10 protein-coding genes are annotated in these 13,519 nt (G+C 68.8%); 7 read left to right on the top strand and 3 right to left on the bottom strand.

What is annotated here, in order from left to right; all coding sequences use genetic code 11:
• Positions 1-178: 178 nt before the first annotated feature.
• Positions 179-1,081, bottom strand: coding sequence for an AraC family transcriptional regulator (locus tag BFN33_RS02070; protein WP_069758094.1), 903 nt, complete (start codon positions 1,079-1,081; stop codon positions 179-181).
• Between the two features lie 134 nt (positions 1,082-1,215).
• Between BFN33_RS02070 and BFN33_RS02065 the strand changes: the two genes are divergently transcribed.
• Both BFN33_RS02065 and BFN33_RS02060 read left to right on the top strand, forming a co-directional pair.
• Positions 1,216-1,998, top strand: a complete 783-nt coding sequence (locus BFN33_RS02065; RefSeq protein WP_088245259.1) for an MBL fold metallo-hydrolase — start codon at positions 1,216-1,218, stop codon at positions 1,996-1,998.
• 49 nt (positions 1,999-2,047) lie between these two features.
• A complete protein-coding gene (locus BFN33_RS02060) occupies positions 2,048-2,692 on the top strand; it encodes an NAD(P)-dependent oxidoreductase (RefSeq protein ID WP_069758092.1) in 645 nt (214 codons plus the stop codon).
• A 255-nt stretch (positions 2,693-2,947) separates the two neighbouring features.
• On the opposite strand, the gene BFN33_RS02055 is transcribed toward BFN33_RS02060, so the two are convergent.
• Complete coding sequence (locus BFN33_RS02055) at positions 2,948-3,826, bottom strand: helix-turn-helix domain-containing protein (RefSeq protein ID WP_069758091.1); 879 nt, start codon at positions 3,824-3,826, stop codon at positions 2,948-2,950.
• A gap of 187 nt (positions 3,827-4,013) precedes the next feature.
• Between BFN33_RS02055 and BFN33_RS02050 the strand changes: the two genes are divergently transcribed.
• The 3 genes from BFN33_RS02050 to BFN33_RS02040 all read left to right on the top strand — a co-directional run bounded on the left by BFN33_RS02050 (position 4,014) and on the right by BFN33_RS02040 (position 9,755).
• Entirely contained in the window at positions 4,014-5,954 is a 1,941-nt protein-coding gene (locus tag BFN33_RS02050) for a maleylacetate reductase and hydroxyquinol 1,2-dioxygenase domain-containing protein (protein WP_256122597.1), read from the top strand.
• Positions 5,955-6,001: 47 nt separating this feature from the next.
• Positions 6,002-7,768 (top strand): FAD-dependent monooxygenase, encoded by a 1,767-nt coding sequence (locus tag BFN33_RS02045; protein ID WP_069758090.1) that lies wholly within the window; start codon positions 6,002-6,004, stop codon positions 7,766-7,768.
• Between the two features lie 604 nt (positions 7,769-8,372).
• On the top strand, positions 8,373-9,755 hold the full coding sequence (locus BFN33_RS02040) for an amidohydrolase family protein (RefSeq protein ID WP_069758089.1): 1,383 nt from the start codon (positions 8,373-8,375) through the stop codon (positions 9,753-9,755).
• Between the two features lie 88 nt (positions 9,756-9,843).
• On the opposite strand, the gene BFN33_RS02035 is transcribed toward BFN33_RS02040, so the two are convergent.
• Positions 9,844-10,503, bottom strand: coding sequence for a TetR/AcrR family transcriptional regulator (locus tag BFN33_RS02035; RefSeq protein WP_141757932.1), 660 nt, complete (start codon positions 10,501-10,503; stop codon positions 9,844-9,846).
• A 315-nt stretch (positions 10,504-10,818) separates the two neighbouring features.
• Here BFN33_RS02035 and BFN33_RS02030 point away from each other — a divergent pair, with 315 nt between their 5' ends.
• A complete protein-coding gene (locus tag BFN33_RS02030) occupies positions 10,819-11,688 on the top strand; it encodes an ABC transporter substrate-binding protein (RefSeq protein WP_069758087.1) in 870 nt (289 codons plus the stop codon).
• Between the two features lie 263 nt (positions 11,689-11,951).
• A complete protein-coding gene (locus BFN33_RS02025) occupies positions 11,952-13,484 on the top strand; it encodes a bifunctional 3-(3-hydroxy-phenyl)propionate/3-hydroxycinnamic acid hydroxylase (protein WP_176742277.1) in 1,533 nt (510 codons plus the stop codon).
• The last annotated feature ends 35 nt before the right edge of the window (positions 13,485-13,519 follow it).

The following is a 13,519-nucleotide window of genomic DNA, read 5'->3' as shown; positions in this document are numbered from 1 at the left end:
CTTCGGGGCGAGAAGTCGGTCATCGATGTCGACTCCACCCACAAACGCGTCTACGGCCGCACCAAGCAGGGCGCCGAGTACGGCCGGTTAAAGGGGATACGCGGTCGCCGAGCGGGTCCTGAATCGGCTGGGCCGAGCAGGACGGGGCCGCGTTCTGCAACATCACGATGCACCCAACTCACTGGGGGCTCTGGTGGATTCGGCGGAAGTCTCCGGGGGTGGCGCCGGTGTGGCGGGTGAAGAACTTGCCGAAGTTGGTGGCTTCGGAGAATCCCAGCCGACCGGCAATGGCCGCGACGGGCTCGTCCGTGTGCGAGAGCAGGCGTTGCGCTTCCAGAGCGACACGGGCGTCGATGACCTGCTTGACGGTTTGTCCGGTGGCGGCCAGGCAGGCACGGGTGAGGGTTTTGACGGTGTAGCCGAGGCGGTGGCCGTAGTCCTCCGCCCTGCGTGTGTCGGCGTAGCAGCGTTCCAGTTCGATGCGGAACCGGGCGTAGATCTCACCGCCCGCCTGCGGGTCGTCCCGCTTGCCGTGCCGCGGTAGCCGGTCGATCTGCAGCAGCAGGGTGGCGAGCTGGAGTTGGAGGATCTCCTGCGACACAGCACCGTCGCGCCGGGTGAACTCAGCGCGTATCTGTCCCACGAGGGTGGAAAGGAGGGCGTGGTCCGGGCCGGTGGCCAGTTGCCAGCAGGTGGGTCCGTACCACTCGTTGATCAGACGGTCGGAACTCGGGAAGTGGGGCGGGAAGGCGGGGGTGAACAGCAGGTGGGTGCCGTTCATGGTGCCGCGACGGCCGAAGCGCTGGACCTGGCCGGGGCGGATCCACAGCAGGGTGCCGGGGCGGCAGGGGTAGGTGACGAAGTCGACGGTGTGCTCGCCGCTGCCTTCGGTGATCAGGGTGAGGGTGTGGAAGCCGACCCGGTGGACGCGCTCCAGGCCGCCCTGACGCATGCGGTCGTGCAAGGTGCGAAGGTCGGTGATCTCCAGGCCGGACACGGGAGCCGTCGGCGGATTGAAGCCGAATCCGGGGATCGGCTCGTCGCCGCTGAGGCCTTCGTCGTGAGCGCCTGCGGAGGTCATGCCGATCTCACTCTTGTCCGTTTTTGACCATGACGGGTCTCCAGCATATCTCGCCGCCCAAGGGTGGGCAGGGGAGAGTGGAGGCGATCCGGACGGCGATGGGATGCCGTCCGGCCGCGAAGGAAGTGGGCATCATGCTCGGCACGGTCACGATCGTCGACAAGGGCGCGGTCCGCGTCCACAGCTACATGGCACCCGACGGCAGTCTGAATGTCACCACCCAGCTGATCGAGACGCCGGCCCGGATCGTCGCCGTCGACGCGCAGTACGCCCTCGGACACGCGGACGAGGTCGTCGCCTACGCCCAGGGACTGGGCAAGCCGCTGGACCGGCTGATCGTCACCCACGCCCACCCCGACCACTTCCACGGCGCCGCCCGCTTCGGCGTTCCCGTGCACGCGCTGGCCGCGGTACGCGACCAGATCGCCGCCCAGGGCGACGCCCAGGACCCCACCGGCGAGGTCATCCCGGTCGGCGACGTCACGCCGACCGTGGAGATCAGGCCGGGCACCGAGGTCATCGACGGCGTCCCCTTCGTGTTCGAGGCGGTATCGGGCGGCGAGGCCGCCGACGAGTTGCTGATCAAGCTGCCCCAGCAGGGTGTGCTGGTCGCCCAGGATCTCGTCTACCACGACACCCACCTGTTCCTCGGCAACAACGACATCGCCGGCTGGCAGAAGGCCGTCGAGCAGCTGGCCGCCCAAGAGGCGTACGACACGATCCTGGCCGGGCACGGCCTGCCCGCGGGACCGGAGGTCTACGCCGCACTCGGCCGCTACCTCGCCGACGCGCGCGAGCTGCTCGGCGACGACGGTGAGGCGTACAAGAAGGCGATCCTGGAGCGCTATCCCTCCTACGGCGGCCCGTTCCTGATCGACATCGGCAACCAGTACCTCTTCGGCACTCAGGACATCTGAACCCTGTACGAGCAACAGCAGCGATACCAGCAACAGGAAGAAGAACGCCATGAGCAGGATCGTCGTGTTCGGAGCGGCAGGAAAGGCCGGCTCCAGGGTCGTCACCGAGGCCGCCGCGCGCGGCCACGAAGTCACCGCCGTCGCCCGGGACCTCTCCCGCCTCGGCCAACTCCCCGTCGCCGTACGGGCGGTGCACGGTGACGTCACAGAGTCCGAATCCGTCGCCGGCCTGGCCAAGGGCGCCGACGTGCTGGTGCTCACTGTCGGCGGACCCGATGCCAGGCTGTACACCGACGCCGTGGCCACGGCCGCCGCTGCCGTGCGGGCCCTGGGCTCCGGCGGCCCCCGCATCATCCACATGGGCGGCGGCGCCAGCCTGCTGAACGACGACGGCGTGCGCTTTTTCGACGCCCCCGGGTTCCCCGAGGAGTTCAAGCCGTACGCGATCGGCCAGATCCAGGCACTCGACGCCTATCTGCGCCTCAGCGACGACGTGACCTGGACCTACGTCTCCCCGCCGCCGGTCCACTTCGCACCCGGCGAGCGCACCGGTCGTTACCGCACTGCCCTCGACCGACCTGTTACAGGGGATGACGGCCAGTCCCGCGTCTCCTACGAGGACTACGCCGTCGCCCTCGTCGACGAGATCGAGAACCCCAGGCATCTCAATCAACGTTTCACCGTCGGCAGTTGAGCCTTGGTCCACCGGGTAATGGCGGGTCCAGGGCTTGGACATGAAGACGCGGATGCCATCTGAGCTGGGGTGATGGGACTCGACCAGGCATGGCAGCAGATCACGTATCCCACCGCCGTGGCCGCCCCCGGCACCGGTGAGACGCCGGCCTGCTCATCGCTCAAGTCGCCGGGAAGAAACCAGGCCATACGGCGACCGTCATGGCTTTCTTCGTTCGGTGCCGGGGAAGTACAGCCCGTGCGACTCGGGCGGCCGTCAGCCCCCGCGGCGCAGCGCGGCCGGGGTCGTGTTGAGGTGGGAGCGGATCACTCGGGTCAGGTGCTCCTGGTGGGAGAAGCCGCAGGCCGCCGCCACCTGTGCGATGGGCATGGATCCCGCCCGCAGCAGGCGGGCGGCCCGCTCCACCCGCAGTCGCACGAGGTACCGGTGCGGAGGGCGCCCCGTGCGGGCCTTGAAACGCCGGGCGAACTGGCTGACGCCGAGACCCGCGGCCGAGGCGAGATCCTCCAGGGACAACGGCTCGGAAAGACGGGATTCGATGAGTTCCCGAACGGCCGCGAACTGCAGGTCGCTCAGCCCCACCAGCCCTCCCGCAGGCTCCTCGGCCCCCTGCCGCACGCTGTGGCGACGGGCCAGCTGGGCCGCGGTCATCAGCGTGAGCTGATCCGCATAGGCGCTGCCGCTGGGTTCCCAGCGCCGTACGACACCGTCGAGCGCCAGGACGAGCTGCTCCAGCAGCGGATCCGTGCTGCCGAACTCCTCCCTCAACCGCACCGGCCGGTCATCGTCGGCCGTCGCTTGGAGGGCCGCGTCCGACAGGTAGACGTGCACGGTGTTGAGGTATCCGCCGAGCTCCACGTCCAGCTCAGTGGCCGCCGGATGCAGGAAGAGACCGCCGGGCGGCACCTGCTGGGCGGCCGTCAGTCCGCGGCGACCCCTGCGGATGGTGACGGGCCCGTCCAGATGCAGGATCACCAGGTTGCTGCCGGCTCCCTGGAACGCGTCACGGTACGGCAGTTCCCGCTGCGTCGACACATACAGCCGCTCCCAGCCGAGCCCCGCGCTGGTGCGGACGGGACGCACCCCTGGCCTGGCCAGTATGCCGTGGGTGTCGCCAAGCCCCATCTCGCTCATGCGGCCCTCCTTCGCGGCACAGTCTTCCCGCCCTCGGCATGGGCGGGCAAGCACGGACCGGGCGCCGCGCACGCCGTTTTCGTGCAGGGCGATGCCGCAATTGTGCAGGAACAGCCGACGCGGGAGCTCGAATACTGCGTAGACCCCCTGCCCCTGCAGTATGGAGAGCAGCTTCATGAGGAGTTTCGTGCACACAGTCGGCCCGAGCCGGGTCGTCTTCGGCGCGGGCACGCTTGCGCAGGTCCGCGGTGAGGCGGAGCGGCTCGGCAGGTCCCGGGTCATGCTCGTCTCCGACGGGGCGCCGGCCCTGCGCAAGGACACCGAACGGCTCCGTGACGCCCTGGGCGACCTGCTGGTGGCGGAGTTCGACGGAGCTGCCATGCACACTCCCGTCGAGGTCACCGAGCAGGCCCTGACAGTGCTGCGCGAGCATGACGTGGACTGCCTGGTGGCGATCGGCGGCGGCTCGACGACCGGCCTCGCGAAGGCGCTGGCGGTCCGTACGGACCTGCCCCAGGTCATCGTGCCCACCACCTACGCCGGCTCCGAGGTCACCCCCGTCCTCGGCGAGACGCAGAACGGCCGCAAGATCACCCGCTCCGCGCCCGGGATCCTGCCGGAAACGGTGGTCTACGACGTGGAGCTCACCCTCGGGCTGCCCGTTCCGATGACGGTGACCAGCGGCGTCAACGCGCTGGCCCACGCCGTGGAGGCCCTCTACTCGCCGGATGCCACTCCGGTCACCGACGCCATGGCCCTGGAGGCGGTCGCGGCCGTCGCCCGTTCCCTGCCCGTCCTCCACGACGACCCCTCCGACCAGGAGGCACGGTCGGATCTTCTGCTGGCGGCATGGCTGGCGGGCACCTGCCTCGGTGCCGTCGGCATGGGACTGCACCACAAGCTGTGCCACACGCTGGGCGGCGCCTTCGGCCTTCCGCACGCCGAGACCCACACGGTGATCCTTCCGCACGCCATGGCGTACAACGCGCCCGCCGCGTCGGAGGCGATGGACCGCATCGCGCGCGCCCTGGGCGCGCCCGACGCTCCCACGGGCGTCTTCGACCTGATCCGCCGGGTCGGCGGCCCGGCAGCCCTGCGCGATCTCGGCATGGCCGAGGCCGACCTGGAGCGCGCGGCGGATCTGGCCACCTCCCAGCCGTATCCGAACCCGCGCGAGCTGACCCGCACCGGCCTCACGGGCCTGCTGCGGGACGCCTGGCAGGGCCGTCGCCCCCAGGCGGCGGCCGGGGCCCTACCCGACCTGCGCCCGCTGACCGACGAGGTCGTGGCGAGCTTCGACGGCTGCGCGGACCCGCGCCTGCGGCAACTGTTGACCGACCTCGTGCGCACCCTGCACGCCTACACGGCCCGCAACGACCTCACCCCCCTGGAGTGGCAGCAGGCCATCGGCTTCCTCACCGAGGCCGGCCACATCACCACCGACACCCGGCAGGAGTTCATCCTCCTGTCCGACACCCTCGGGGTGTCCAGCGTGGTCGACGCCATGGCCAACTCCCGTACCCCGGACACCACTTCGTCCGCCATCCTCGGCCCTTTCTACGTCGACGGACCACCCGCCGCCGACCACGGCAGCGACATCGCCGGAGACTTCACGGGTACGCCGATGTGGGCGGACATCCAGGTGACCGACCAGGATGGGGAGCCGGTCGCCGGTGCTGTCGTGGACGTCTGGCAGTCCAACGAGGACGGCTTCTACGACGTCCAACTCCCCGACCTGGACGGGCCCGTGCTCCGCGCCCGATTCACCACCGACGCCGATGGACGGTTCACGTTCTGGTCGATCCTTCCGTCGGAATACCCGATCCCGAACGACGGTCCGGTCGGCAGGATGCTCTCCGCCGTGGGCCGCCACCCCTACCGCGCTCCCCATGTCCACTTCCTGATCAACGCCCCCGGACACCAACCGCTGATCACCCAGCTCTTCGTACGTGGCGGGGCCTACCTCCACGGAGTCCCCGGACAACGCGACGCGGTCTTCGGCGTCAAGGACGACCTGATCACCGACTTCACACCGCGCACCGGGCCGACGCCCGACGGCCGACCGGTCGACGGCGAGTGGCGCCTGCTCGAGTTCACCTTCCGCATCGCGCGCTTTGACCAGCACTGATCGAGCGATCCCCTGCCGACCTTTCACGCATCTTCACCGGAGAGAGCATGAGAACACCTGAAAATTACGACACCGATGTCCTGGTCGTCGGCAGCGGACCCGCCGGCGGCACCGCCGCCCTCCTGCTCGCCACCTACGGCATACGCACCCACCTGGTCACCAAATACGGCTGGCTCGCCGACACTCCGCGCGCCCACATCACCAACCAGCGTGCCATGGAGGTCTTCCGTGACCTCGGCATCGAGAAGCAAGCGCTGGAGAAGGGCACCCCGAGCCACCTGATGGGCGACACCGTCTTCGCCACGTCACTCCTCGGCGACGAGATCGGCCGCATCCGCACCTGGGGCACCGGCGACGAGAGCCGGACCGAATACGCGGCCCAGAGCCCCTGCGGCATGATCGACCTTCCGCAGACCTACCTGGAGCCCATCCTCCTGGCCAACGCCGCCGAGCGGGGCGCCGTCGTCCGACTGAACACCGAGCTCATCGACTTCGAGCAGGACGCCGACGGTGTGACCGCGCGCCTGCGCGACCGGCCCAGCGGAACCGAGCACACCGTCCGCGCCCGCTACCTGATCGGCGCCGACGGCGGCCGCAGCATCGTCGCGGGCAGGCTCGGACTGCCCATGGAAGGACAGATGGGCAAGGCCGGCAGCATGAACATCGTCTTCAGGGCCGACCTCACGCAGTACGTCGAGCACCGTCCCAGCGTCCTGTACTGGATCATGCGCCCAGGCGCTGACGTCGGCGGCATCGGCATGGGTCTGCTGCGCATGGTCCGGCCCTGGAACGAGTGGCTCATCGTCTGGGGCTACGACATCGACAACCCCCCGCCGAAGGTCACCGACGAAGCGGCGGCAGCGATCGTCCGGGACCTCGTCGGCGACGACGAACTCGACGTGCAGATCGACAGCGCCGCCCTCTGGACGGTCAACCACGCCTACGCGACACGGCTGCACGCCGGCCGCGTCTTCTGCGCCGGCGACGCCGTGCACCGGCACCCACCGTCCAACGGCCTCGGCTCCAACACCTCCGTCCAGGACTCCTACAACCTGGCCTGGAAGCTCGCGGCCGTCATCAAGGGACACGCCGGGCCTGAACTGCTGGACACCTACACCGACGAACGAGCCCCCGTAGCGAAGCAGATCGTCGAACGCGCGAACCTGTCCCGCGACGAATTCCTGCCCCTCTTCGAGGCCCTCGGCGTCGTCGGCGGGGACGAGGAGGGCATCACCAAGGCCCTGCACGCGGCGCGGCAGCCGGACGCCGACGGTGCGAAGAAGCGGCGCGCCATCCGCGAGGCGATCGAGCAGAAGAACTACGAGTTCAACGCGCACGGCGTCGAGCACAACCAGCGCTACCAGTCGGCAGCCGTCATCCCCGACGGCACCGTGGAGACGATCTCCCGCGACGACGAACTCTTCGGGCGCCCGACCTCGCGCCCCGGCGCGAAGCTGCCGCACGCCTGGCTCGCCGACGACAGGGGCGGGCGCGTCTCGACGCTCGACCTGATCGGCAAGGGCCGCTTCTCCGTCGTCACCGGCCTCGCCGGGACGCCGTGGGCCGACGCCGCCGACGCGCTGGCCCAGGAGCTGGGCCTCGACCTGCGCGGCGTCGTCATCGACCGCGACGCGCACGACGCGTACGGCGAGTGGAGCCGCCGCGCGGAGATCGACGAGGAGGGCGTGCTGCTGGTCCGCCCCGACGGGTACGTTGCCTGGCGGCGGCCCAGCGGTGCCACCGACATCGCCGAGGCGACCCGCCTGCTGAGGGAGGCGCTGACCGCGGCGCTCTGCCGGCCCGCACTTCCGTGACTGCGAGCGGCGCCGGCGTCCAAAGTGAGCGGGCGCCGATCCCGCCGGGGATACCGTCGGGCTCGGCGCAGAAGGCGCCGCGGACACCTTGGCGGTCGAGATAGCCGAGCCCGAACTCTCCTGGCGGGCAGCCGCCCCGCGCTCAGCACGCTAGGGCACTCCCTACCCGTCCTGAGCAGGGAGGCGAGGGCGTCCGTCCCAGCTCGGCGGCCCGGTTCACCGACCGGCCGGAGGAACCGGGGGCTGCGGCCCAGGGCAGCCGCCCCGGCTCAGGGCGCAAGGCGATCTCCGCGATCGAACGGATCACCATCGTCGCGGAGACCGTCGGCATCGCCGGCCACGGTGGCACCACCATCGAGAGCTCCCCCGGCCCGGCCGCCGCCACCGCCTGTTCTGCACCACACCAGGCGTCGGGGCACCGGATCGGAGCGCCTCGGCCTTCTCCTGGTCACCGACGATCTGGTGGCCGATCCGGTCACCTGCACCGACGCCGCATTCCGGCCGCCAACGGCACCCGGCTCGGCGTCACCTTCGACGACGCCCAAGTCGTCGAGTTCACCCGCAGTGTCGTCCAACCGATTCATCCATCAGCGGAGGAAGACCCATGGCTCAACGGCGAGCACAAACCTCCCATGACGCTCCGGACACCGCTCCGCGCGGTGAGTACCTGATCCGGGGCGGCCACGTCCTGAGCGTCGACCCCGAGATCGGGGACATCGCCGAAGGAGACGTACACGTTCGTGACGGTGTGATCACCGGCGTGGCTCAGAAGATCGACGCACCGGACGCCGAGGTGATCGACGCGCGTGACTGCGTCGTGATGCCTGGATTCGTCGACGTGCACTGGCACATGTGGAACTCGGTCATGCGTGGCATGTCGCACGACGCCGTTCAGTACTTCGGACTGTTCCACCTGGCTCAGTTCTACACAGCGCGGGACCACTACTGGGCCGTCCGGTACGCGGCCACGGAAGCGGTCAACGCCGGACTGACCGCCTGCCACAACTGGGCCCACGGGCTACGCGACTTCGCGGACGCCGAGGCCGAGATGCAGGCCCTGGCGGACTCGGGTCTGCGCGCCCGTTTCGGTTACGGCGACACGCTACCGGGACTTGACGTCTCGATCGGCGAGGCCGAACTCAAGCGTGCTCTCGCATGGTTGGACGAGCACGGTGACGGCCGTGTCAGTCTCGGCATCGCGATCCAGAACGGCAAGGCGCTGCCCGAAGAGGTATGTGTGGCGCGTGGACTCGGCCTTCGGACGATCGCACCCCACACCGACTTCTCCGGGCATCTCGATCTGGTGGGTCCGGACTTCCTGTACACCCACGGTGCCGGAGCCTCAGCCGAAGAGATCGCCTTCGTCGCGGCCACCGGGATGAAGGTGGGACTTTGTCCGTCCACCGACCCCCTGGTGGGCGCGGGGCTGCCACCGCTGCAGGAGATGCTTGCCGGTGGTGTCCGCTTCGAGGACATCGGCTTCTCCGTCGACGTCAACTGTCAGACCGCCGTGGACCCGTTCGCGTCCATGCGCATCCTCCTGCATGCCGCGCGCATCGCACAGCGTCCCGAGACCTCGTTCACCGATGTGGTGGCACAGGACTTCTTCGGCGACGGCCCGCAGGCGCCCCTCATGCACCCCCGGGAAGTCATCGAGCTCGCGACCCTGGGTGGTGCCCGCGTACTCGGCCTGGACGAGGTGACCGGATCGCTCACCCCCGGCAAGCGCGCGGATGTGATCCTCGTCCGCACCGACCAGATCAACATGCTCCCGGCGCCCGGCAACGACCCCAGTCTCCAACTCGTCCAGAGCGCTGGGCCGGCGAACGTCGACACGGTGATCGCCGACGGACGCATCCTGAAACAGGACGGTCGCCTGCGTCACGCCGACGCCGCCGCCGTGAGTGCACAGGCCGTGGCCACCCAAGTCGGGATCCGGGAGAGAGCCTCTCGGGACGCGTCCCCGGATGCCCGGCCACGCACTTGATCGCACCGAGGTCGCACTTCGGCACCGCCACGACTGACAACACCACCAGCCGACAACACCGCAGAGAGGGACGGTGTTCGCTCAGGAATCAGTCGGGAGCGCAGGAGGACCGACTGCCTGGTCCGGCGTGGGTGGGAATGCTGAGAACTCGGGCTGTCCCGGCCTCGTTTGGTCGGGCTGCCAGGTCTCGGATTCCCAAGTCGACGAGTTGTTCGGCGAGTGCGTCGTCGAGCGGGCTGACGCCGAACAGGAGATGGAAGTAGACAGGCGCGTAGAACAACTGGGCTGCCGCGCTCGGGTCCAGGTCCGGGCGGAAGACGCCTTCGTCGATCCCCTGACGCATCAGTTTCTCGACGGCCGCGGCGCGCTCCTGCCAGAAGCGCTCGCGGAAGTTGGCCATCGTCTCGGGGTCGTACTGTCCCTCGGCGATGATCTGGGCGACGAGTTTGCCCTGCGGGCCGGCGTAGTGAGTGATCAGCGACTTGAGGTGGGCCAGGAGGGCGTCGCGCACCGGTACCCCTTCGGGGATGCGGGTGTGCGTCAGGTGGTTCTCCATGAAGGCGTCGATGACGACCGCGGCCTTGTTCGGCCACCACCGGTAGATCGTCGCCTTGCTGACCTTGGCCCGCTTGGCGATCGCCTCCATGGTCAGCTTCTGCACCGTGATGGCACGCCGTCCGTCGCGCACAAGGAGGTCCATGGTCGCGTCGAGGATCGCGCGACGGCTCGACTCGCTTCGTACAGCCACAGTAGAAATTCACCTCGGGTGCGACCGCGATCCCCATGCCAGCGCGACTGGCACACTCAATAAAAGGATACGACACGTATCGAATCGGTAGCGCCTGTCAGGCGGTTACTCCCGGGATGCCCGTGTCGACTGTCGCAGTTCGAGCGATCCACGCAGGCGTGACCCTTCGTGTCCGCAGGTCCAGTTCATGGGGTTTTTGGAGACAGTGCGACTGGATCTTCGTTGTGCGAGGGGGGCGGGTGAAGCACATGAGATGCGAAACGTATCGTTTCGCATGTAGTGTTGCGTTGCCTTTCGTAGGAAGGAGGGCGCCCGATGACGGTGTGCCTTCGACAGGCGGTGTTCGTTCCGCCTTCTGTCTGTGTCGTAGCTGACGAGCTGGGGATCTACGCCGATATGGGTGTGGACGTCGAGACGGTGCTCGTCGAGTCGTCCACGGACCAGAGAGACCGCTTGCTGAGCGGGAACGTCGACGTCGGTGTCACAGCCATGGACAACCTCTTGGTCTGGAACGCCGACGGCGGGGATCTTCGGATCGTGGCCCAGGTGGAGTCGACAACACCTCTTGGACTGGTTGCCCGGCCCTCGGTGACCGGGGTGCAGGGACTGCGGGGTGCGGTGCTGGGCGTCGATGCCGTGAACAACGGGTTCGCTGTGGTGTTGCGTCATCTGCTCGCTCGGCGTGGTCTGTCGGCCGCCGACTACACGTTGCTGCCGGTGGGTGGGGTGCGTGAGCGGTGGGAGGCGCTGCGTGCGGTGTCGATCGATGCGACATTGCTCGGGCCGCCCCTGGACGAGCAGGCGACGGTGGAGGGCTTCGCGTCGCTGGCCTCTGTGGAGGCGGAGGTGCCGGACTTTCCCGGGCAGGGTGTCGTAGCCGGCCCAGGGGCGTTGAAGGCGCACGGCGACGGGCTTCTGCGGTATTTGGCGGCGTTGGAAGCCGCACGGCAGTGGCTCTGCGATGCGACGCACGAGCAAGTGATGGACCTGATGGCGAAGTGTGGTCACGGGCCGGCTTCGGCGCGGGCGGCTTTGCGGACGCGTCCGGAGTCGTTGGTTCCCGCGCGTGCGGGTCTGGAGCGGATCCTGTCGATGCGCGACGGTCTCGGCCTGCTGCCGCAGCCCGTACCGGGCGTCGGGGATCTGTACGCCGACGGGCCTCTTGGCGCGGCGTTGCGGCCATGACCTCGGCCAGCACTGCCCACCCCCGACGTCTGCTGTCTCGGACAGCACACGAGTGCGCGCAGATGGGGAGGCCGGGCCGTGACGCGGGTCTCGTCACAGAGTTCTGCGGGCTCGCCACCCACCACTCACGTGCGCGATCGGTGACCCGCTCGTGCCGGGGCGGACTCCGGGCCGTCAGGAGCGCACAGCCGGCGCAGGCCGGCGGAGTGCCCAAGTAAGAGCGGTACTTCCAACAAGTACCAGAGAGAATCAGGGGAAATTTGGTGTCCCAAGACTGCGAAGTCCTGGTCGTCGGCGGTGGCCCCATCGGGGTGAAGATGCTGGCCGAGTTGGGCCATGCCGGCGTCCAGGCCGTGGGTATCGAGATGTGGCCCGAAATGTGGAAGCAGGCCAGGGCCGTGCACTTCGATGCCGAGGCGATGCGCTCCTTCCAGCCCATCGGCCTTGCGTCTCAGGTGTCCGCCGTGACAAGTCCGATGCGCCATTACCGGATGGAGAACGAAGCCGGGGACACCCTCCTGTCCTTCGTCACCGGACAGTGGGGATCGCAGGCGTGGCACGGCGAGAACCTGTTCCATCAGCCGGAGATCGACGCGCTGCTGCGCGCAGAGGTCGACCGGCTCCCTGGTGTGGATCTCCGCCTCGGGACGACGCTCGAGGAGATCGAGGAGGACGAGGAAGGCGTCCACTGCCATGTCCGGACGACCGAGGGAGCGCGGCAGACGATCACTGCGCGCTGGGTGGTCGCCTGCGACGGTGCCAACTCCACGGTCAGGGAGGCTCTCGGCATCCCCGTCGAGAACCTCGGCGTCGACGACCCGTGGCTCGTGGCCGATGGACACCTGCACGGGACCGCGGACATCGAGGGCGACATGGTGCTTCTGGGCCGGCACACCCGTCCCGCGCTCTGGCTGAGGCTGCCCGGCGACCGTGCGCGCATCGAGCTCAAAGTACTGCCGGGCGACGATCCGGACGAGATCATCACGCCCGAGGGGATTGCCCGGCTCAGCAAGGGCCTCCTCACACCTGAGAACTTCACCCCGGATCGTCGCTCGATCTACACCTTCCGCGCCCGCGTTGCCGAGCGGTGGCGGGTTGGCAACGTGTTCCTCGCGGGTGATGCCGCCCATCAGGCGCCGCCCCTGTTCGGTCAGGGTTTGTGCGCCGGTATGCGGGACGTGACCAATCTGGTGTGGAAACTGCGGCTCGTCTCCAGCGGCAGGGCCCCCGAGTCCCTGCTCGACACCTATGAGTCCGAGCGTCGGCCCCACGCTTGGTACTGGGTCAACGAGGCGGCGACCATGGCCAACCTCGTGCAGACCACCGACGCTCATGTCGCTGCCCAGCGGGATGCCCATCTTCTCGCCGAGCCCGAGAAGGGCTTCCCGGCAGACCCTGCCCTGGGACCCGGGTTGCACACGGGAGACGTCGACGTCCACGCCGGGCGCCTCTCGATTCAGCCGCTGCTGCACGACGGGACACGTCTCGACGACATAGTGGGGAATCGCTTCCTGCTCGCCGCTGAGGCAGAACTGCTGGCCGGGCTTCCCGCCTCCCTCCAGGCAGCCCTGGAGGACGAGCCCGAAATCACCGTGCTCACCTCGACGGAGCAGATCGGTGAGCTGCTCCATTCCGTGATGTCCCCGGCCGTCGTGGTCCGTCCCGACCGCTACGTGGCCGGGACCGCGCAAACGGCCCAAAGCCTCGAAGAGCTGCTCCGCGTGCTGCCTCTCGGACCCGCGCGAGAGGCCCACCGCGATATGACTCGGACCGAGGAGACGGCGGCCTTGAGCTGATCGTCGCCATCCCGTAATCACTCATCATCGTCACT

This window comes from Streptomyces sp. LUP47B (genome assembly GCF_001746295.1).
Lineage (GTDB): Bacteria > Actinomycetota > Actinomycetes > Streptomycetales > Streptomycetaceae > Streptomyces.
This window is presented reverse-complemented; position numbering and strand designations above follow the sequence as displayed.

Excerpts from the sequence above, each read along its gene's own strand:
- BFN33_RS02070 (WP_069758094.1), bottom strand. The coding sequence starts at position 1,081 with ATGACCTCCGCAGGCGCTCACGACGAAGGCCTCAGCGGCGACGAGCCG.
- BFN33_RS02040 (WP_069758089.1), top strand. The coding sequence starts at position 8,373 with ATGGCTCAACGGCGAGCACAAACCTCCCATGACGCTCCGGACACCGCT.
- BFN33_RS02060 (WP_069758092.1), top strand. The coding sequence starts at position 2,048 with ATGAGCAGGATCGTCGTGTTCGGAGCGGCAGGAAAGGCCGGCTCCAGG.
- BFN33_RS02030 (WP_069758087.1), top strand. The coding sequence starts at position 10,819 with ATGACGGTGTGCCTTCGACAGGCGGTGTTCGTTCCGCCTTCTGTCTGT.
- BFN33_RS02045 (WP_069758090.1), top strand. The coding sequence starts at position 6,002 with ATGAGAACACCTGAAAATTACGACACCGATGTCCTGGTCGTCGGCAGC.
- BFN33_RS02055 (WP_069758091.1), bottom strand. The coding sequence starts at position 3,826 with ATGAGCGAGATGGGGCTTGGCGACACCCACGGCATACTGGCCAGGCCA.
- BFN33_RS02065 (WP_088245259.1), top strand. The coding sequence starts at position 1,216 with ATGCTCGGCACGGTCACGATCGTCGACAAGGGCGCGGTCCGCGTCCAC.